The sequence below is a fragment of the Coxiella-like endosymbiont genome (assembly GCF_024730665.1).
GTDB lineage: Bacteria > Pseudomonadota > Gammaproteobacteria > Coxiellales > Coxiellaceae > Coxiella.
The window spans coordinates 896,441-918,860 of the sequence record NZ_CP084737.1 but is presented as its reverse complement, the minus strand read 5'-3'; the positions used below and the strand labels follow the sequence as shown (position 1 = coordinate 918,860).

Here is a 22,420-nt window from a genome sequence, read left to right as displayed (position 1 = left end):
TGAACTCCAAAACAGGGATTTCACAAAAGCGAAAGTCGGTAGCGGGGGTAGGATTCGAACCTACGACCTTCGGGTTATGAGCCCGACGAGCTACCAAACTGCTCCACCCCGCATCAATGCTGTATTTTCTTCTATGTATCGCAGTTTAACTATAGGCAATATAAATGATAGATAACATGAATGATATAAATAAATTTACAGAATGACAAGCAACTGTTGACCAGAAAAAATAAAATACTCACTTTGATCAAGAGGGGAAATGAACTAAGCAGGCGAGCAATTAATTTATAATTCGGTGGCAGTCACTCTAGCAATATCCCTATAACGATGAAAGAGTAAAATATTATTTATGATTTTATGATACGGAGAAAAGGCTGCAGTAGTAGCGTCGTTATTATCTGTTTTGCGCATCTCTTTGTATTTTCGTCCTTCTTATCAATTTTCCTGCTATCACCTTTTAGTTTCCGAATGGGTAAGTATGGTAAGCTGTGTGCAGGTAATCTCAGTGTTATGTTGGATGAGAGTAGCATCATCTTCGTTACAATGGATTTTTCTTTCTCTAATTTCCATCTCATTTTCTATTTAAGGTCGCCGCCGGATTAGTTTTCATTGAGTTAGGGAGGGATAGGGTTTTTATATGAGAGGCTGCGAGGTATCAAGCAGATATTTCATTGGATTCATTTCTTAGTTACCATAATTTTGAGATATCTCCTTTTTACCCCTCACCATCAGATGAATCATTGCATACAATAGTTATTGGTTGATTTACAGCTTTTTGATGAATTAACTAATTCCGCGTACCTTAAAAATATTAAAAAACGACCAACATCGCACACTGGCCATGTCTCCTTTGTTAGCTACCATTTTCTTGTAGCTTGTTCTCTTTATCTTCTGTTTTAGATTAGCATATTCTGATCGTGAGATTGGTGCCTGTTCCAGTTTCTAAATGTGGCATGTAACCAGCATTATTGCAGCCGCTAATCGCCTATGTTGGCAAGCGTCCCTTTTATTCCAGTGCTTCTTCCAAAAGAGGCTGTCTTTCTTTTTAAGTTAATTTCCATGAAAGAAATATTCTTTCATGGAAATATTTTCTGGTTAGTTTCATTATTTAGAAACTAACTTCAGTTATGATTACCGAATTTTATACTAATCTACGACTCTTTAGATTAAAAAGTACTGATCCCACTTTTTTTGTTTGCTGTGACTACATTTTTCACTATTATCAATATTCTTTGAATTAAAAGTAAAAGAATAAGGATTCACTATGTCCTGTGCACGACTTTAATTTAATTTATAATAGGTGAAAGTCTCTTTTTTTGATGCTGTATCTAGCTTTGAAATAGTATGCCGGAGTTGCAGCTGCTTTTCGACTGTACCTGTGATTATCTTACACAGAATCCGGAATATTTTCCCCTGAAATTGCTGTGAGTGTCATCAGCATTGATACACTTCAGTTTTCTCTTTATTGACAGTAAAATGGACAGGCTTGCTCTCCTCGTCGAAATCACTATCTTTATAGGCGCGGAGAGGCTTATCTTTGATGTATTTAACGCTTTTATTATATCTTTTGCAAAGGAATAATGCTAGTTTGAGCCAGAAACTCAATCAAACACCGGAGATTGAGAAAGTGATACGAGATCGCCAAAGCTGTAAACTGATTAACGAGTATATCTCCACTCCTTCCTTCCCGTCGCTTAACCACGGGAGTACTATTTAAGGAGAATTAAAAAGCCCAATGGGATAGAATATATAAATAGTTTGGGAAAAGCCCGACAAAAAGTACAGCCAGACCATTAAGAGAAATAGCAATTTTTATTTCTAATGAAGATTGAATAGGTTCAAGCTGAAAGGAAGCCTCTTCAAAGTACATTGCTCTCACTACATGAATGTAAGAATAAGCGCCAACGATAGTTAATAACACAGCAAGCACTGCAAGCCATACCAAATGTATTTGAATTAACGAATCTAACACTCCTACTTTAGCTATAAATCCTGCCAAAGGGGGAACCCCTGCTAAAGAAAATAAAACTAGCATCATCACGAAAGCTAACCATGGATTACGATTGTTTAATCCTACAAAATCCTTAATATTTTCAACCTCGAAACCACCACGACTCATTAAAATAATCACACCGAAAGCACCTATAGTCATCAGACTATAGGTAATAATATAAAACATCGCAGCAGCATAACCCTCACGTGTGCCGCATAAGACGCCTAACAACATGTAACCCATGTGGGCAATTGACGAATAAGCTAGCATTCGTTTAATATTGGACTGCACAATAACAGCAAAATTACCGACAACCATAGACAAAATCACGATAACAATGAGCATTTCATGCCACTGCACCTGTAAAGCAGGCATCGTGCTTAGAAATAATCGGATTAGCATAGCATAAGCTGCTATTTTTGGTGCTGTAGCAATAAATAAGGTAACAGAACTTGGTGCGCCTTCATATACATCCGGTACCCACATATGAAAAGGAGCAGTGCCTAATTTAAAAGCCACTCCTGCCGTAATAAAAACAAGACCAACGATTAACGCTAAATTCTGATGCAACGGTATGCCAGCAACAATCCGTGCAATTTGAATTAAATCTAGGCTTTTAGTAGCACCAAAAATAATCGACATGCCATAGAGCAATATTCCTGAAGCAACCGTGCCGATAATAAAATATTTCATGCTTGCTTCTACACAACGGGTTTTTCGGCGATGCATCGCGACCATGGTGTAGGTTGGCAATGAAAACAATTCTAATCCTAAAAAGAGGATTAACAAATTGCAAGAAGAAACCAGAATCATCATTCCCAGTAAGGACAGCAAACCTAATGTATAAAATTCTGTAGCGGAAATGTTGCGTTCGTCATTATATTCACGAGCGTAAATAAAAGTAAAAAACACAGATAAGTAAATAAATAATTTTAAACAAACGGATAAATGATCCATCATAAATAAGTGTTCAAAAGCAAACATTGTTAAAAAACTAAAATGAGCAAAATTATGCCAAGTTACCCAGAAAGCAACAATTAAAGTAACCTGCGCCAAATAATAAGGAATTTGAGGATATTTCCTTAAGAAGATGCCCATCATTAAAATTACGAGTGCTATGAATAGCACAGCCATCTCAGGAATAGCTAGAATAAAATTGGCTAATGCTGATAGCATATCTTACCTTTATAATTTCGATTGCAACGCTTCATGTAATAAATTACCAATTGAAGCATGAAGCATATTTAATAACGAATTTGGGTAAATACCGATGCACACGACAGCAGCTGTTAATAACACGAAAATGATAGTCTCTGAAAAACCAATATCTTTTAACTGCATCACTCCTGGATGAGTAATAGGACCGAAAAAAACTCGTTTATACATCCACAACGTATAAGCAGCTCCAATCAACAAGGTGGATGCCGCCAAAAAGGTTACCCAAAAGCTGGACTTAAATGTGCTAAGCAGGATCATGAATTCACCTACAAATCCTGAAGTCCCTGGTAAACCCACATTGGACATTGAAAAAACCATAAAAAAGGCGGAAAAACAAGGCATGGTTTTAGCAATGCCGCCAAAATCGCGAATATAACGCGAATGTAACCGTTGGTACAGTATACCAAACGCTAAAAACATCGCACCAGCGCTAAAAGCATGTGAAATCATTTGCACCATGGCACCTTCTAAACTCAGATATGCGTATTTTCTACTCCCTGTGTGTGCTACAATCACGAACAACATAAACGCACCCAATGTAATAAATCCCGTGTGCGCCACTGATGAATAGGCAATTAATTTTTTCATGTCGGTTTGTGCAATTGCAATAAATCCAATGTACACAATAGCAATAAGCGAAAGAATAATTATAAGCCAATCTAAATAACGGCTCGCATCAGGTACAATAGGCAAGCTGAATCGCAAGAAACCGTAGCTGCCTAATTTCAGCATTAAAGCCGACAATACCACAGAGCCACCTACCGGAGCCTCGGTGTGTACATCTGGCAACCACGTGTGAAGCGGCCACATTGGTGCCTTGATAGCAAATGCAATAAAAAAACCTATGAAAATCAAAATTTGAGTGGTCATAGTCATATGTAAACAATAATAATTCGGAATATAGAAGCTTCCAGAGCGCATACCTAAATATAATAAAGAGACTAGTAACAATGAGGATCCAAAAAAAGTATAAAGAAAAAATTTAATTGCAGCATACGAACGCTTTTCCATTCCCCAAATACCGATACTGAGGTAAATCGGAATCAACATCGCTTCCCAAAAGAAATAAAATAATATTGCATCTAAGGATAAAAACACCCCGATAACTGATCCCTGCATTACCAAAAAAGTAGCTAGGTAGTGCCCTGTTTTTTTGTTCACCATCGTCCAAGAAGCCAAAACTACCAACAGCGTCGTAAAACAGGTCAACACAACGAGTGGCATGGAAATGCCATCAATACCAATGTCATAATTTATTTTTGATATAGGAATCCAGTTGAAATGTTCCGTGAGTTGCATCGCTGCAGTAGTTGGATCGAAAATGATACACAGATGGATACAAATTATGACGGAAATTGATGCTACAACCAGTGCCAACACACGCGCTTGATGTGTGCGTTCTTCTCTACTAAGCATCCCTACAGGAATAGCTCCCAAAATGGGCAGCCAGATTAGTATACTCAGCAAATGTGTATTTTCAAATGTCATTACTTTTATGTCAATACTAACCAAATTAAAAATACCAATAAACCCAGAATCATTGCAAATATGTAATCATATAGGTATCCTGATTGTAAACGGCGTATAAAATGTGCTACGCGGGTAGCGCTTCTTCCTGAACCGTCTACAATGAAATGATCTAGTAATTTCAAGTCTCCTACACGGAAAAAGAAATTAGCCAACACCCGACTACCACGAACAAAAATAATCCAATTAAAAGCATCAAATGCATACCTAGCCACTAAAATTCGATACAACCACGGCATACGATGTTCTAGTAATATGGGTATTTTTGGCATGCCAATGACCATAAACCAGGCAGATAAAATTCCTAAAACGGATGCCCAAAATGGCAGTGTGATGATTGAATGAAAAGCCATAAAGAAAGCACTACTATATTCGTTAGCCATATTTTGCAATACATCGTAAGATGGCAATATTTGAATGCTTGAGCCTAGTAAATCGGAACAACGATACAGAATCCAGTAAATTAATAGCGCACCCAATAATAGAGAGGGAGCGCTTAATATCCATTGAGGCCCATACATATTCCATGGAGTTTCTTTCAATGTCGCTTTCACCTCGAAGTTCATTCGAGCGTCAGTATGAAAAGTCATAAAAAACACCCGAAAAATATAATAGCTCGTTAAAAAAGCACCGACTAATAAACACCCATAAGCATATCCTGCACCGGGAATAGTGGAATACGATACTGCTTCAATAATAGCATCTTTAGAATAAAACCCTGCAAAAGGTGGAATAGCAGCTAATGATAAGGCGCCTATTAAAAAAGTCATATAGGTCACCGGCAAATATTTTCGAAGGCCGCCCATTTTGCGCATGTCTTGTTCATGATGCATGGCAACAATAACGGACCCAGCGGACAGAAATAATAATGCTTTAAAGCAAGCATGCGTTAATAAATGAAAAATGCCCGCAGAATAAGCAGATACACCATCCGCTGCCATCATATAACCTAACTGCGACATCGTTGAAAATGCGATGACACGCTTGATATCAAATTCTACAAAAGCCAATAAACTTGTTAAAAGCGCCGTAGTCGCACCAATAATGAGTACTGTACTGAGTGCCACTTGAGATAATTCAAAGAGCGGAGACATACGTGCAACTAAAAATACACCTGATGTCACCATCGTTGCGGCATGAATAAGAGCGGAAATCGGAATAGGGCCTTCCATGGATTCTGGCAACCATACGTGCAATGGCATTTGTGCTGATTTACCCATGGAGCCGATAAACAACAAAATACAAATCACTGTAATTACAGACCAATGAATGCTTGGAAAAATATTCAATGTACCATGCATGCCCCCTACTTCATTGAAGACGGTGTGGTAATCCAGACTTCCGAAGTAATTAAAAATAGCGGCAATTCCTAGAATAAATCCAAAGTCACCAACCCGATTTACTAAAAAAGCTTTTAAACTACCAGCCGCAGCAGATTCTTTCTCAAACCAGAAACCAATTAATAAATACGAAACTAAACCGACTCCTTCCCAACCGAAAAATAATTGAAGAAAATTATTCGCCGTAACTAGCACGAGCATCGCAAAAGTAAACATCGACATATAAGAGAAAAATCGCTGATAACCTGGGTCATCAGCCATATAACCGGTACTATAAATGTGCACAACCCAAGAAATAAAGGTCACAATTAATATCATCACAGATGTTAACTGGTCTACCATAAATCCCATATCAAAATGAAATCGACCACTAATACCCCACGTGTAAATGGTCCCATAATAATCTTCTCCTTTAATCGCTACTAATTTGAAAAGCCAAACAGCACTTAAGAAGGAAATCGTCATTAAACTAATAGTGACCCACTGCACTCCACGACGGCCGCCTATACGTTTGGCGCCTCCTAATCCTGCAATTAAACAACCCAACAAGGGCGCTAACACAGTCAGTGATGTCAAATTCCGAATTATCATCTTTCTACCTACCTCTACCCTACATACTTCCTAATCATTCTTATCTACGTTATCCTTTTAAAACATTCATATCATCCACATTAATACTGCCACAGTGACGATAAAATAATACTAAAATCGCTAGACCAATTGCCGACTCTGCAGCAGATACTGTTAAAATAAAAAACACAAATATTTCTCCTGCATATGCCTGTAAATATTGCGCAAAAGCAATAAAATTTGTATTCACGGCCAACATCATGAGTTCAATACACATGATAAGCGAGATTAAATTTTTTCGGTTAACAATAATGCCAGCGAATCCTAATCCAAATAAAATAGCACTAATTATCAAAAAATAACCTAGTGGTATCATGACTTTTCTGACTTCATTTTTATCATACGCAAGCGATTTTCCTTAGTTATTTCCAGTTGTTCACGAATGTACTGTGACTTGGTATTCGATTTTCGCCCATGAAACGCAAGTGTAATTGCTGCAATAATAGCCACCAACAAAATGACAGCAGAAATTTCAAAAGGTAATAAATAATGAGTATAAAGTAAGACTCCCATCGCTTTCGTATTGCTAAAATGATCGGGTATGAGAAGTAAAGTGGTAGAGGCTATACTAAAATATCGAGGCCTAACAACAACTACCATCGTTGAGATTAAGAGCAAGATCGCAAGCAATCCTAACGGTAATAACCGCACAAATTTTTTCTCCATATTTGAAAGATCAATATTCAGCATCATGACAACGAATAAAAATAACGCCATCACCGCACCTAAATAAACAAATATTAAGACTAAAGACAAAAATTCCGCTTGCATCATCATCCACAAAACGGCGCTTGCAAAAAAGGCGAGCATAACAAAAAGTACAGAATGGACCGGATTACGCAATACAACGACCATCGTAGCAGCAGAAATTAAAACGATTGCAAAAATAAAAAATATGACATCATAAACAGGAAACATTAATCATACTCAATTTTCTCCTCTTTTATCCTGCCCGCAAAAAAATTTAGAAAGCCAAAGCAAGTATTCCTTGCTCTCGACTTTTCTGCGCGAGAATAATGTAAATATTACCGATACTTTTTGTCCTTTGCACGATCTTTGGCAATTCGTTCTTCATACATATCCCCGATCATTAGTAATTTTTCTTTAGTAAGTATATTCTCACCTCGATCTTTAATCGTATAATGCATCTCAGAAGTCAAAACGATAGCATCAACAGGGCACGCTTCTTCACAAAATCCACAATTGATGCATTTAAAAGCATCAATGTCATATAATGTCGCCCGTCGTGAACCATCTTTTTGTCGAGGACCAGCTTCAATCGTAATAGCACAAGCTGGACAAACCGCCTCACATAATTTACATGCAATACAACGTTCTTCCCCATTCGGGTAACGTCGTAGAGCCAACATACCTCGAAACCGAAACGAACTCAAAACTTCTTCATCTGGATAATGGATGGTGACCTTTTTCTTGTAAAAATAACATAAAGTTAATGAAAGCCCTTTCAGAAGCTCCCAAAGAGTAAAACTTTTAATAATCTGTTTTAGTCGTTTCACTTAATTAAAACCAATGCGTTAAACGAAATTCTACTATTAGAGCTAAAACTACAATCCAGACTAACGTTACTGGAATTAATATCTTCCAGCAAAAATGCATAATTTGGTCATAACGATAACGTGGAAACGTAGCTCGTATCCAAAAATATGTAAAAATAAAAAGTGATAACTTTAATAAAAACCAGACGATCCCTGGTATCCAGGCAAAAACACTCTGTAATACCGGAATTCCTTGAAAAGGCGACAACCATCCTCCTAAGAAAATTACCGTAATAATAGCGGATACTAAAACCATGTTGGAGTATTCAGCTAAAAAGAAAAGCGCAAACGTAATGCCCGAATATTCTACATGAAAACCAGCTACAATCTCAGACTCACCTTCGGCAACGTCAAACGGCGCACGATTTGTTTCTGCTACTGCTGTAATCCAATACACCAAAAATAAAGGCAGCAACGGTAACCAAAACCAGTGCCAAATTCCTCCCGCTTGTCGTAACACGATATCTTGTAAATTCATTGTTCCTGCTGCAATCAATACTCCCACTAAAGCAAAACCCATCGGGATTTCATAAGAAATAACTTGAGCTGCAGAACGTAAGGCACCAAAAAACGCATACTTAGAATTAGAAGCCCACCCCGCTACCAAAATGCCGTACACACCCAACGAGGACATTGAAAATAAAAAAAGTAAACCCGCATTCACGTTAGTCAATACCCATCCTTTGGCGAAAGGAATCACCGACCACGCCACCAAAGCAGGAGCTAAAGATAAAACCGGTGCAATAAAATAAAGATAACGGTTAGAAGAAGTAGGAACTATAATTTCCTTGAATAATAACTTAAATACATCAGCAATTGGTTGCGCAAAACCATGAAAACCAACTTGATTAGGCCCAACACGCGCCTGAATATAACTAATTACTTTTCGTTCAGCAAAAGTTAAAAACGCAACGAAGATTAGTATAGGAATCAAAATAATAATGATTTTAATAATAATCCAAATCAATATAAGGATTTTATCTACCACAATCACCTCTTTCCAAGGTGATCACTGTTTCTGCCTGACCAAAACCCGAAGTTACGATCAATCCTGAAGCTAACAAAACTGTATCATCAGCTAAGCGTTCGTCAATCACCAACGGTAATGTCACCCGGCTTTCCCCCTGAATTGCCGTCACGGGATTACCTGCTGTGAGATTTAGTCGGGAAGCAGTGTTTTCATTGAGGCGAATATTGTTTAATCGATCCGCTAAAGTTTCTTGTAAAGGTTGAGAACGGCGAACTATATTATCAACACAAAACATCGGCCATGGAGCAAGACGAGTTAGGTAGGACTTACCAATGCTATTACTCTCGCGCAGGCGGAAAGTCAGCGAAAAAAATGATTTTTTAATTTGCTGACTTTCCGCCTGCGCGAGAGTAATAGCATTGGTTTCTAGAATGACTACGTCCTGTACTTCTTGAAGTGTCTTATAGTTAAATCCGGGCAACTCAAAAAAATTCCCTAAAATTCGGAGCACTTTCCATGCTGGTTGAGAATCATTTTCTGGCGCACTTACTGGTACATACGATTGCCAACGTCCCTCTACGTTAACAAATGTTCCGCCCGATTCAGAAAATGGCGCAATAGGTAAAAGAATATCCGCATAAGATTCCATTTCTGCACTACGGAACGTCGTTAAGCAAACCACAAATTCAGCATTCATCAATGTACGCTTGGCTTCTGCCGCATAGGCACAATCTAGTTCAGGTTCGAAGTTTAATAAAAAGTAAATTTTCAAAGGATCAGTTGTTAGCATCGCTTTTGCATCAAGACCCGGAGAATCTAATGATTCACCTGCTGGTCCACGGTGGGGTACGGCACCAACTAACCAAGCCCCAGCACTGTTACTCCCTTCTGTAAGAAGACCCACACTTGCTCCACATTTTTCTCCAATAAAATGTGCCCATGCACGAATTTCAGACGCCTCTGCATGATGAAGCGCGTGTTCTCCGAGAAAGATCGCCGATTTTTTAGCTTTTTTTAGCGTTTCTATAATGACATGTGATTTTTCATTTGCCATTGTATGAAGTACTCCGAGTAACTTCTGCGGCGAAACAATGATTTTTTTATCCACTCTAAAAACAAACGGATAATCCATTGGGTTAATCACTAAAATTTTTGCGCCTTCTGAACAGGCTTTATTAATACGGTGGCTAATTAACGGTTGTTCAAATCGAACACATGAACCAATTAATAAAATTACGTTTAAATTCTCGATGTCGGCAATGGGTAAGCCTAAACTAGGAAAGGCGGGAAACACATTTTGATCCCGAAAATCTTGCCAACGAATACGATGATCGATATTCTGGCTCCCCAAACCACGAAGCCATTTTTGCAATAAATAATGTTCTTCAGTAGTGGCGCTTGACGATATCAACGCGCCAATTTGTGAAGCACACTGTTTTTTAATTAACGCCTCTGTTTTCACTTTTACTGCCGTCATCGCTTCTTTCCAAGACACCTCCACCCACTTCCCGTTAATTTTTATTTTTGGCTGATAAATTCTAGATTCATGATATAAACCAAAATGACTAAAACGATCACGATCACTCATCCAGATTTCATTCACTGCATCATTTTCACGCGGTACTGCGCGCACAACCACCCGTTGCGGCACATATTGTTGCCAGCGTGTATGAAAAAATATTACCCCCCACGCAATCATGCGGTGCAACCGCAGCATTTTCACGATATTCCCACCCACGCCCTCGATAACGCGCCGGTCTATCCGTCAATGCACCTACAGGGCAAATGTCAATAATATTCCCAGACAACTCTGATTGTATAAAATGCTTAACATAGGTAGAAATCGCTTCCTTTTCCCCACGATTAATCACGCCCAATTCGGGCAATCCTGCAATTTCTTCACCAAAACGCACACATCGCGTACATTGAATGCAACGAGTCATTTCAGTTTCTACTAGTGGACCAATATTGTCGCTAAATACCGCCCGTTTAGCTTTATCGTAATTGGAATCTGAACGACCGAAACCCATCGCGATATCTTGTAATTCACACTCACCACCTTGATCGCAGATAGGACAATCCAATGGGTGATTGATCAATAAAAATTCCATGACAGCACGTTGAGCCTCAATAGTTTTTTGGGATTTAGTAAAAACTTTCATACCAGCAGTCACGGGCGTAGCACAAGCAGGCAGGGTTTTTCCAGATCCATCTACTTCTATCAAACACATACGACAATTGGCAACGACGGATAATTTTTTGTGATAACAAAAACGCGGAATATAAATCCCCATTTCATCCGCTGCCTCAATAACCGACACTCCATCTTCTACCATCGTTTTCTTGCAATCGATTTCAATTTCCACCATTTTTTTGTCCGCCTTCATAATCCCATAGCTTCCCCACAGAATTCAGAAAAACAACACCAAGCCCCCCCAGCCCCAGCGTGTCTTCCGACGACCCCGGATCCCCTGCCTCTTCCCTTCTATTCTTCTCTTGGATTCCGGGGTCAAACCGTCAATTATAATTTTCAACCATGCATTTTTTATGCGTTACATGATATTCAAATTCCTTATAAAAATGTTTTAGCATGCCAGACACTGGCCAGGCTGCTGCTTCACCGAAAGCACAAATGGTGCGCCCTTCAATACCTTTGGCAACCCGACGTAACTGCTCTAAATCGCGCTTTGTGCCTTCTGCGTTTTCAATTTGATGCACTAAACGATAGATCCAGCCCGTTCCTTCACGACAGGGAGTGCATTGCCCGCACGATTCGTGCATGTAAAATTTAGAAATGCGTTCAAGTACTTTCACCATGCAAGTCGAATGATCCATCACCATAACGCCACCGGACCCCAACATGGAGCCGGCCTTAACTAGTCCATCAAAACTCATTACCGTTTTCATGATAATGTCAGCGGGTAAAACCGGCATAGAGCTACCTCCTGGAATAACCGCTTTTAAGACGCTTCCCTTGCGCATACCACCAGCTAATACTAATAAATCAACGAATGGAATACCAAGCGGTACCTCATAATTACCCGGCTTTCCCACGTGACCGCTAATGGAAAATATTTTCATACCACCACTTTTTGGTGGTGCCAATGCCAAATCCGAAAACCATTTACCACCCTTTTCTAAAATTACCGGTATGGAGGCATAAGTTTCCGTATTGTTAATATTGCTTGGACAGCCGTATAAACCAAAATTTGCAGGGAAAGGGGTTTAAATCTAGGCCAACCACGTTTGCCTTCCAATGCATTCATCAACGCGGTTTCTTCACCACAAACATACGCTCCACCGCTAAAGTGATTATAAATTTCGATATCTATACCCGAATCTAATATATTCTTTCCAAGAAGTCCTTTTTCACGAGCTTCTTGTAGTGCTTGTTCACATCGATTAAAAGGTTCCCAAAATTCACCGCGCAAAAAATGATATCCAACATTAGCACCCAAAGTGTAACAAGCAATCGCAATCCCTTCTAACACCTGATGAGGATTAAATCGTAAAATATCCCGATCCTTAAATGTACCAGGTTCGCTCTCATCTGAATTGCAAATTACATATTTTTGACCTTGTTTGTCGCGTGGCATAAAACTCCATTTTAAACCAGTCGGAAATCCAGCGCCGCCCCGACCCCGCAAAGCAGATTCTTTTATTTCATTAATGATATTTTCCGATGATGTTTTTTCTTTAATAATTTTTCGCAATATTTTATAGCCGCCAACGCTTTCATAGGACGTTAGCGTCCACGGTTCTTGTAAGTGCAAAGTACGGTAACATACTGCATTAGTGAGCATTAGTTTTTGACTCTCGCTCTAATTTATCAATTATGGTCAGTATTTTTTCGGGCGTTAAATTTTCGTGATATCTTTGATCGTCAATTTGACACATGGGTGCGCCTCCGCAAGCGGCCATACATTCCACACTCTTTAACGTAAACAAACCATCTGTAGTTGTCTCATTAAAATCAATGAGTAAACGTTTTTTAACGCAGTTAACAATAACATCACTTCCCATTAAAAAACACGACACATTCTGACAAATGCTAATTTTATGTTTACCGATCGGTTCGAGATTGTATAAATCGTAAAAGGTGGCTACTTCATAAATCCACACTCGAGGTAATCCTAAATAATCTGCAACCGCATTCATTGCCGCTTTACTTAACCATCCCTTATTTTGCTTTTGTACAAATATTAAGGCCGGTATAACTGCTGAGCGTTTTTGTTCTAGTGGATATTTAACAATCCATTGATCAATTTCTTTGGCGACTGAGGCATCAATTTTAAATTGTTCCTCTACGTGATGCATTATCGATCTATCTCGCCGAATACGATATCAATACTCGAAATAATTGCGACTAAATCTGATATCATATGTCCACGACACATCTCATTCATCGCTGCTAAATGCGGATAACTTGCTGAACGCACTTTAACTCGATAAGGCTTGTTAGCACCATCGGAAACGATGTAAACACCAAATTCCCCCTTCGGCTGCTCTACCGCAGCATAAGCTTCACCTTCGGGAACCACGTATCCTTCTGTAAATAATTTAAAATGATGAATTAAGGATTCCATATCGCGTTTCATCATTTCTCGACTTGGAGGTACGATTTTACAATCGTTAATCATAATTGGCCCTGGATTTTTGCGTAGCCATTCTATGCATTGACGGATAATCTGAGTGGATTGGCGCATCTCTTCCATACGAACTAAATAACGGTCGTAACAATCTCCTTCCCGACCGACTGGTATGTCAAAATCGATGCGATCATAAACCGCATAGGGTTGCTTTTTCCGAAGATCCCATTCCACCCCTGAAGCACGCAAAAGGGGGCCCGTAAAGCCTAATTGCAATGCTCGCTCTGGTGAAATAACACCAATGCCCACTGTGCGCTGTTTCCAAATTCGGTTATCCGTTAATAACGTTTCGTATTCATCCATTAATTTTGGAAACCGTTCAGTAAAATCCCAAATAAAATCAAGCAGCGACCCCTCGCGAGCTTCATTCATTTTTTTACTTCTTTTTTATTATGCCAGCGAGAAGGTTTGTATTTCGGCATGCTATCGGGTAAATCGCGATAAACACCGCCCGGGCGATAATAAGTAGCATGCATGCGTGCACCTGAGACTGCTTCATAGCAATCCATTAAATCCTCCCTCTCACGAAAACAATAAAGAAAAATAGTCATTGCACCTATATCTAACGCATGCGCTCCCAACCATAATAAATGGTTTAGTATTCGTGTAATTTCATCAAACATTGTGCGAATATATTTTGCGCGGATCGGTGGATCGACTTTTAATAATTTTTCAACGGCCAACACATAACCGTGTTCATTAGCCATCATCGAAACATAGTCTAAACGATCCATGTAACCAATTGATTGATTATATGGCTTGCTTTCGGCTAATTTTTCTGTCGCGCGGTGAAGAAATCCAATATGTGGATCTACTCGTTGAACCACTTCACCATCGACTTCGACAATCAGACGCAACACACCATGAGCCGCGGGATGTTGTGGTCCAAAATTAAATGTGTGATTACGGACTTCAGTCATTGTTTTCTTCACACTTTTCGTAACGGTTATCCATGCGGATTACTTTAGGCATGATGACGCGCGGTTGAATACTGACGGGCTCATAAACGCAACGTTGTTGTTCTGCATCATAACGAAGCTCAACCTCACCAATCAAGGGAAAATCTTTTCGGAAAGGATGACCCACAAAACCATAATCGGTTAATAATCGCCGCAAATCGGGATGACCATCAAATACGATTCCGAATAAATCAAATGCTTCTCGCTCATACCAATCCGCAGAATTCCATATTTTAATTACCGAAGGCACCAAAGGTGGTTCACCATCAACATAAATTTTTAAGCGAAGCCGATGATTATTAGTAATCGATAGCAAATGATAAACCACCGAAAATCGAGGTTTATTCCACGGAATTATTTGTTCTAACTGATCACTACTATAACCACGACTAAATCCCGTATTGGTTGTTTCCTCTGTACGCCAATGGCTAACGCCATATTTTAAATAATCCACACCACAAATATCGAGCAACAATTCAAATTTAAATAAAGGATTATCCCGCAATGCTATGCCAACTTCCAGAAGATAATTGGTTGATAATTCCACAGTCACAATATCAAGACTACCATTTACGTTTTCTACTTGTGAACTGAAATGGTCTTCAACCAGACTTACGAGTGTTTGATTATCAGCCATTACTTTTTCCTAGATATCTTCATGATCAGTGATTTCTCCTGTGCTAAGAACAGGCTTTTCTTTGTATAAACTGCACCAATGAACAAGTCCATGGGCTTGATTAAGAAGATCAAGAGTCAACAGAAACCGCTACTCGACGATCAAAAATATTGGGATAACGAATTTTATTACGCAGTTGTATAATGCCGTAAAGTAAAGCTTCTGCTGTTGGTGGACAGCCAGGTACATATATATCTACTGGTACAATACGATCACAACCACGGACTACCGAATAAGCATAATGATAATACCCACCACCATTCGCACATGAACCCATCGAAATTACCCAGCGCGGTTCCGCCATTTGATCATAGACTTTACGCAGTGCTGGTGCCATCTTGTTACAAAGCGTACCTGCTATAATCATTACGTCAGATTGGCGAGGACTGGGTCGAAATAACCCAGCGCCGAAACGATCAAGGTCATATCGAGATGAAGCGCAGTGCATCATTTCGATAGCGCAACAAGCTAATCCAAAAGTCATTGGCCATAATGAACTACTACGTGCCCACCGCATCAAATCATCCACAGAAGTCAGCAAAAAACCTTCTTTAGTCAGTTGATATTTCATCTTCATTCCCACTCTAAAGCACCGCGCTTCCATTCATAAACAAATCCAACAAACAGGATGGCAAGAAAGATCATCATTGCCCAAAAGCCGCTCCAAGCGATGTGTCGCAACACAATAGCCCAAGGAAACAAAAAAGCTGTTTCTATATCAAAGATAATAAAAAGAATAGCAACTAAATAAAAACGAACATCAAAAGGCAAACGAGCATCCTGAAATGCCTCAAAACCACATTCGTAAGGAGATAATTTGGCTTTGTAGGGACATCTAGGCCCCAAAAACCACCCCAACCACAAAGCAAGGAAACCAATAAATAGTCCAACGCCAATAAATATTAAAATAGGAAAATAATATGCTAACAAAATCAATGGCCCTTTATATTAACTGTGTGTAGATAATCATTGTGCAGCATATTAAGCCTTCCGTCCACAAACTGGTGCCGAAGGCCGGACTCGAACCGACACGGGTTTCCCCACTACCCCCTCAAGACAGCGTGTCTACCAGTTTCACCACTTCGGCGTTACGTAAGGAGAACGAGTACTAATCCCAGACTGAAAATTTTTAAATAGCGCTGATCGCAAGGGTGACACTTTTATCGCGTCTTTTAACTGGCGTGATGCTAAATAACTGAGTCCAATACTCGTAGCAAAAAAACCAGCCGCTAAAAAAATCGTCACTTTTATTAAAAACGGCGTAGCACCCGAGCTACCAAACACAGTATTTGAAGCGCCACTACTAAAGCCCATATCCACGCCAGCGCCTCTCCCGTGCTGTAACAACACGAGGGCAATAATGAAAACGGCGATCAGAACATGTATCAATGAAACTGACGGTTGCATTGCTGTCCTATCTGTAAAAATTGTTCCGCCTTCAGGGAAGCCCCACCTACCAGTGCTCCATCAATATCAGGCATCGCAAATAAAGCACCGGCATTATCTAACTGTACACTGCCACCATATAAAATCCGTATAGTTTCTGCAAGTGTGACTTCATACGAATACAATTCAGCTCGAATCGCCGCATGGACTTCTTGAACCTGGTCTGGTGAGGCATTTTTACTGGTCCCAATCGCCCAAATAGGTTCATAAGCAATCACCATTTCCTTAAGTGAGACCAGATTATCATTCATACGCAGCACAACTGCAAGTTGCTCTTGTATCACTTTTAATGCTTGTCCCGCTTTGCGCTCGTTTTCTGTTTCTCCGACGCAAATGATTGGTCGGATACCGTGTTTCAGAGCCGCTCTTACTTTAGCAGCCACTTTCTCGCTAGTTTCCCCATGAGACTGACGCCGCTCTGAATGCCCAACAATGACATAACAACAATGAAAATTCCTCAGCATCAATGCAGAAATTTCCCCTGTATAAGCTCCAGTTTCGTGTTCTGAAACATCCTGAGCTCCCCAGGAAATTTGGGTACGCATCAAAGCGGCTTCACAATGGGCAATAAAAACGAAAGGAGGAAAAACAACCAATTCTACCATTTCTAGGCCCTTAAAACCGTGCTTTAGCGCTTCTAATAATGCTGTCACACTCTCTCGCGTACCATGATGCATCTTCCAATTACCAGCAACTAACGGACGACGACTCATTAAAGCCCTCTATACCTTTTATAGTCGAATATTTTAACGGAATCAAGGCCATAAAAAAGAACCTCACCAGTCAGTCCTTTTACTCTTCAAATCTAAAGGACCTGCATCAGAGCTACTCTTAGTCCTGTACGATTCGTTTTTTACTCAACCTTAACTATTTGTTCAGAGCAAAACAAAAGCCCTAGTAGCTCTGTTTTTCAGTTTCCCAGATATCATTCCTTATTACTCGCAGTCACGAGTATTATCATTTTATTCCAAATTTTTCAAGATGAACCTACTCTAATTTTATGGTTCCAAGACTTTTAAATTTAATTCATCAGCAAATTAAAGGACAGAAAGGCCAACTAGATTTTAACAAACGACCGTACATATTGTAGGAACAGTGGATAGGTACTCCTTTCCAAAAGAAAACGAGAATTAATTTTGACGCTAAAATGAATCCTAAGATAATTAGAGACTTTTATAATTGAAGTCTGAAAATCTGAAAAGGTATAGAGCCTACGGAAATAGCTGGGACAGTTACTTCTCTTAAAAGCGAATAGAAATGATAAAAAACCTGCAAAGGATATCATTATAATCGATAACCTTGGTATTCCAAGCAGAAGAGCAATTTTTATTCAATGTGCACTTGGAGACAGAAAAATGTGATTGTTATAAGCTCAGGAGAAAAGTGCCACCGAGAATAATAAATAAGATCCTATTCTAGTACAATTCCAATGGTGTTATAATCAGGAATATAGTTGGCACTTTTAGTGAAGCGATAAGCACGAATCTGACAAAGTCTACGTCGAAATTGTATCAGGCAAAGGTATTACGTGTCATAGCTTCACGAAGAAGTAAAAATAAAAAGTATTATTCATCCAGGAAATATGTTCCACTCACTACCCCTACACAATTAAATCTAGCGCACATTATTTTAAAACACATTCGGATCGTTTAAACGTAGGGTAACTTCAGAGAACCAAAACTATACTGTCATGCAAAATGGGCGAAGACTTATTACAATTTGTTAAGATATTACCTAGTTAACAAGCCTAGATTTCATTTTTTAGTGAAATAGATAGGCTTCTCACCCCATATTACTATTTAGCCCAAAATTCTAATCCTTGATTTATAATTTAACGGCACAGAGTATCCCTATAAAAAATAAACTCGTTATGGAAAGGTTGATTGGCAAAGCGTGAGAAGGAATACTTATGGAACAGAAAGCGATGTTGTTGGTTCGACTGGATTTTAGTGTAATGTGCTTAGGAATGTAAAACGTAGCGTTGGTTCTTTAATTATTAGGTGCCTCGATTTTTGCAATCACTGGGATAGGCAAGGATATGAAAAGTGCTAACATCTCAGTTTTTTTACAGGGACACGTGTAGATCGTATTCATGAAGGAGCAAAAGAGATCTTTTTGATGAATCTTTGGTTTTACAGAGAAAAAAATCCTTTAAAATTAAATAACTAATAAAATTAAATAACTAAGTAGGTTGAGATACACTGCAAAATGTGTCATAGATTTTTATCAGGAAGATACAGGGGAATTATTTGCCTTTTTCCTAAAACTCCCGATAAAAATCTATGACACATTACAGGAAGATATTACTTTTGAATATTCCCAAAGAGAATGAAAGTTGTTTATTACTAAATCAAAAACAAAAATAGAAACTATACAATAAAGATATTCAAGCTATTAAAACTTTTAGCAAATATCATCGATCAGATCAATCTAGAAATTAGCAAAATTGATTTGTCTGCCTATATCAGTGAGTATGGGTTGGATTCATTAATCGTCTCAGAAATAATTTCAACAATGAATGAAAATTTTGGCTAAACTTCGATTTAAGAGTGTTTTTGAAAAATATACTTTTATCTTAAGAAAATTAGCTGAATATCTTGCATGGGGGTTTCTACAAAATCTGCCCCTTAGAAAATGATGACTTAAAAAATATTTAAATTAAAAAATCAAACATTTTTAACTTTGGTAAAGCAAAGTGAGACTCAATTTCATATGTAATATGATGAACTCGACGTATATTTTTAAAATGTCATTTTTATGAGAAAAACATTAGAAGCCTCGTCTGACCTTATTTGAGCAATTCGTTCCCAACGATAGTACGAGCTGACAAAGAAAATTTTTTGTAACGATGCTTATTTTATTTAGTCAGCCATATCAGCAAAAATATTAAACAATGCATTAGAATTCTCTTGGTTTTTGTATCCACATGAATTATTACAGGAATAAAAAGATAGTCTTTTAGTTTTTGAAATTATAAATTTTTTATGTCTCAACTAAAAAAACGATATTTACTTAGATCAGTTTGTATTTTTACCAAAACTTACTAAAAATTAATGCCTACTTATATGAATTTAAGAACAAAGTTTTACATCCTTCTATTGTCGTGCATTCCCGCTCCAAAATTTCATCTGGCGACCAAATATCTCCCATTCTTATAGTTATTAATATCCTTCATTTGACTTTATATTCTCCTTCTCTCCTTTCTGTTTCATAAAAAAGAAGCATCCCAATTAATTGCTTAGTGGCCTAAGAAAGAAGAAGGCAAGTGTAAAAAGAGAAACTATTCAGACATATCGCTAAAACGGAGCACGGTTAGAGCTTTGGCTTGATTTGTCAGATACAATCCCTTCCTCTGATTGTTATATATCGTTTACGTTGTATTTTTATGTAAAATAAAGTTATAGAAGTTTTAAGGACAATATTGGAGTAAACTGATCCTGTCTTCATCTCTTTAAATTATGGAGGTGGGGGTGTCTTTATTATTATCTTTTCTGCTAAGAGATGAAGGCTTTGTTGACTGCATTACTGGAAGAAACTTTTTCAGAAATTGAGAAAACACAAAGTGGTTACACCAAGAACAGTGAAACTCCAGTAACCTATGTACATAATAGTAAAAGTAATGATTGGGTCATTAGGCATACTTATTGATAATAAGCTAAGCATCTTAACTATTTAAGCCTTTTCCTGAAAATTTTTTATTTTTTACGCCAACTGCCAAAATGAGTTTGTCACGATAAACTCCTCAGTTTTGCTATCACGGCGAATTTCTCTCAGATATTACCGCGGCATGGTATGACATAACCAAATAAACCTATTGATACGCTTAATAAAATAAAATTGTATAGCCTACATCTGTGTTGTTAGTGTGCAAAACAGAGGATACAATATTCCCAGCGGCAGTGTTTGGTAAGGATCTTTAGGGCAAAAATCAGCTAACTTGCATACTGATTAAATGGTGACTCATCCCTAATTCTCGTTTTAGACATATATGTCTAAAACGCGTGAGAGTGAAGGATATTGTTGTAACTTTAAAAATACACCCATGCATTATCTTGCATTAATTAGTAACGAAAATAATTATCGACAAACATTGTGTAATATTTTTACGACTTCACAAATTAGTAGTCAATGCGTGTTGATATCTCCGATTCTGTTGTAAAAGTGCGATCGATGACAGAATTACAAAAACGGTAAGTCTAAATCTCTCGTACAGTTTTCTGCACTCCTAGAAATTCAAATTTCTGCTTTGTCATTTTTGCCTTCGAGAGAATGATGGAGTAAAAGACCTTCCTTTTGGAAGCTAAAGCTTGTTGTTTTCAAACCACCGACATAATCTACTAGATTCTAATCTTTAAATTTATTTGCCAGTGATATTACACCTTTTTCTTAGAAAATATGACGGCAATTAATTCAGTATGTTCTTTGTATTTAATAAATACTTTGCACTTCCAGTCCTACTGTTTTATCGCCTCTGATTTCAGTGTTCTATTTTCGCACTCACGCAATCTAAATTTGTCCAATTGTTCTAATCAACGCTCGATATGAGCACGCGCAAATCGACATTCTGAATTAACTTCTCGCGTGGATAACTAATATTACTTTGTCGATTAACATATTTACCAATTATTTTTTCAGCTTTAGAAATGAGAAAACATCTATCGACGTTGGCTATCGCTCGACTAAATCTGCTACTTCTTTTCACGATAGATAACGGAGTGGATTTACAGGTTTTCCATTTCGGCGAATCTCAAAATGGAGCATAACACATCCTGAATCAGTGCGTCCCATTTCCGCGATTTCCTGACCAACACGAACCCTGCTCCCCTTCTTGACGAAGATCTGTTTATTGAATGCATAAGCACTGAGATAATTCTGACTGTGCTTTATAATTATAAGATTACCATAACCTCGCACTCCAGAACCACTATAAACGACTACCCCTTCAGAGGCGGCATGCACAGGCTCCCCATAGTAACCCGTGATGTCGAGCCCCTGAGTGCCTGCTGTCATCGTCTCAGAATAACAGCCTATAATACGTCCTTTTACAGGCCATTGCCAATGAGACACTAATCTTGAGCTAGCCGGACTCAAGTGCTGCCGCCATGGCGGCAGCACTTGATCACTTTTCTGTGCCAGCTGAAGTAAGACAATTTTTTGGCCATATTGGAGGGGGCATTAGTCATATGTAATAGTTGCCCAGACTTAATAGCATAAGGTGTGCTTAAATGGTTAATCGCCGCCAGAGCCTGATAATCCAGGCCAAACGCCCATGCAATAGAGTAAATAGTGTCCATTTCTTTAACGCGATAAAGCCCTTTCTTTGCATCGGACTGTAACCAGCCATTGAGCACAGGCGCAAAATGCGCCTTTTTTACGCATCCGGCTATAACCACTAAAACCAAGATAACTGATATTAGACCGACACACCATCGACTAAAGGAAATGTTTAACATGTT

Annotated in this window: 16 protein-coding genes, 2 tRNA genes and 4 pseudogenes; 2 read left to right on the top strand and 20 right to left on the bottom strand. The window is 38.6% G+C overall.

All coding sequences use genetic code 11. From position 1 onward, the window contains the following. Positions 1-39 precede the first annotated feature (39 nt). From LG660_RS03930 to tpiA, 18 genes and pseudogenes are all read right to left on the bottom strand, one after another. Positions 40-113: transfer RNA gene (locus LG660_RS03930), tRNA-Met, on the bottom strand. A 1,610-nt stretch (positions 114-1,723) separates the two neighbouring features. Beyond that, entirely contained in the window at positions 1,724-3,169 is a 1,446-nt protein-coding gene (gene nuoN, locus LG660_RS03925) for an NADH-quinone oxidoreductase subunit NuoN (protein WP_258267363.1), read from the bottom strand. A gap of 9 nt (positions 3,170-3,178) precedes the next feature. Further along, on the bottom strand, positions 3,179-4,699 hold the full coding sequence (locus LG660_RS03920; RefSeq protein WP_258267362.1) for a complex I subunit 4 family protein: 1,521 nt from the start codon (positions 4,697-4,699) through the stop codon (positions 3,179-3,181). A 5-nt stretch (positions 4,700-4,704) separates the two neighbouring features. Beyond that, positions 4,705-6,669, bottom strand: a complete 1,965-nt coding sequence (gene nuoL, locus LG660_RS03915; protein ID WP_258267361.1) for an NADH-quinone oxidoreductase subunit L — start codon at positions 6,667-6,669, stop codon at positions 4,705-4,707. Between the two features lie 49 nt (positions 6,670-6,718). Then, complete coding sequence (gene nuoK / locus LG660_RS03910) at positions 6,719-7,024, bottom strand: NADH-quinone oxidoreductase subunit NuoK (RefSeq protein WP_258267360.1); 306 nt, start codon at positions 7,022-7,024, stop codon at positions 6,719-6,721. Next, complete coding sequence (locus tag LG660_RS03905) at positions 7,021-7,626, bottom strand: NADH-quinone oxidoreductase subunit J (RefSeq protein WP_258267359.1); 606 nt, start codon at positions 7,624-7,626, stop codon at positions 7,021-7,023. Before LG660_RS03905 ends, nuoK begins: the two co-directional genes overlap by 4 nt. Positions 7,627-7,733: 107 nt before the next feature. Beyond that, positions 7,734-8,225, bottom strand: a complete 492-nt coding sequence (gene nuoI / locus LG660_RS03900) for an NADH-quinone oxidoreductase subunit NuoI (protein WP_258267358.1) — start codon at positions 8,223-8,225, stop codon at positions 7,734-7,736. A gap of 4 nt (positions 8,226-8,229) precedes the next feature. Beyond that, on the bottom strand, positions 8,230-9,252 hold the full coding sequence (gene nuoH, locus LG660_RS03895) for an NADH-quinone oxidoreductase subunit NuoH (RefSeq protein WP_258267357.1): 1,023 nt from the start codon (positions 9,250-9,252) through the stop codon (positions 8,230-8,232). Positions 9,253-9,679: 427 nt separating this feature from the next. Further along, positions 9,680-11,603, bottom strand: a pseudogene (gene nuoG / locus LG660_RS03890) (NADH-quinone oxidoreductase subunit NuoG); the annotation flags it as partial. Between the two features lie 148 nt (positions 11,604-11,751). Next, positions 11,752-13,037 (bottom strand): annotated as a pseudogene (gene nuoF / locus LG660_RS03880) (NADH-quinone oxidoreductase subunit NuoF). After that, positions 13,027-13,551, bottom strand: coding sequence for an NADH-quinone oxidoreductase subunit NuoE family protein (locus LG660_RS03875; protein WP_258267354.1), 525 nt, complete (start codon positions 13,549-13,551; stop codon positions 13,027-13,029). Before LG660_RS03875 ends, nuoF begins: the two are co-directional and overlap by 11 nt. Next, positions 13,551-14,803 (bottom strand): annotated as a pseudogene (locus LG660_RS03870) (NADH-quinone oxidoreductase subunit D). Before LG660_RS03870 ends, LG660_RS03875 begins: the two are co-directional and overlap by 1 nt. Next, a complete protein-coding gene (locus LG660_RS03865; RefSeq protein ID WP_258267353.1) occupies positions 14,796-15,479 on the bottom strand; it encodes an NADH-quinone oxidoreductase subunit C in 684 nt (227 codons plus the stop codon). The pseudogene LG660_RS03870 and the gene LG660_RS03865 overlap by 8 nt, the downstream one beginning before the upstream one ends. A gap of 109 nt (positions 15,480-15,588) precedes the next feature. Then, a complete protein-coding gene (locus tag LG660_RS03860; protein WP_258267352.1) occupies positions 15,589-16,089 on the bottom strand; it encodes a NuoB/complex I 20 kDa subunit family protein in 501 nt (166 codons plus the stop codon). A gap of 2 nt (positions 16,090-16,091) precedes the next feature. Continuing rightward, positions 16,092-16,454, bottom strand: a complete 363-nt coding sequence (locus LG660_RS03855; RefSeq protein WP_258267351.1) for an NADH-quinone oxidoreductase subunit A — start codon at positions 16,452-16,454, stop codon at positions 16,092-16,094. A 66-nt stretch (positions 16,455-16,520) separates the two neighbouring features. After that, a tRNA-Leu gene (locus LG660_RS03850) sits at positions 16,521-16,605 on the bottom strand. A 92-nt stretch (positions 16,606-16,697) separates the two neighbouring features. Then, positions 16,698-16,925, bottom strand: a pseudogene (gene secG / locus LG660_RS03845) (preprotein translocase subunit SecG); the annotation flags it as partial. Further along, positions 16,904-17,677, bottom strand: coding sequence for a triose-phosphate isomerase (gene tpiA / locus LG660_RS03840; protein ID WP_258267349.1), 774 nt, complete (start codon positions 17,675-17,677; stop codon positions 16,904-16,906). The pseudogene secG and the gene tpiA, both read right to left, overlap by 22 nt. Before the next feature lie 1,636 nt (positions 17,678-19,313). Between tpiA and LG660_RS04460 the strand changes: the two genes are divergently transcribed. Then, positions 19,314-19,499, top strand: coding sequence for an acyl carrier protein (locus LG660_RS04460; protein ID WP_373566710.1), 186 nt, complete (start codon positions 19,314-19,316; stop codon positions 19,497-19,499). Positions 19,500-20,465: 966 nt separating this feature from the next. Beyond that, complete coding sequence (locus tag LG660_RS03835) at positions 20,466-20,612, top strand: hypothetical protein (protein ID WP_258267348.1); 147 nt, start codon at positions 20,466-20,468, stop codon at positions 20,610-20,612. 1,050 nt (positions 20,613-21,662) lie between these two features. Here LG660_RS03835 and LG660_RS03830 read toward each other — a convergent pair. Further along, entirely contained in the window at positions 21,663-22,055 is a 393-nt protein-coding gene (locus LG660_RS03830; protein ID WP_258267347.1) for a murein hydrolase activator EnvC family protein, read from the bottom strand. After that, complete coding sequence (locus LG660_RS03825) at positions 22,052-22,357, bottom strand: LysM peptidoglycan-binding domain-containing protein (RefSeq protein WP_258267346.1); 306 nt, start codon at positions 22,355-22,357, stop codon at positions 22,052-22,054. The genes LG660_RS03830 and LG660_RS03825 overlap by 4 nt, the downstream gene beginning before the upstream one ends. Positions 22,358-22,420 lie beyond the last annotated feature (63 nt).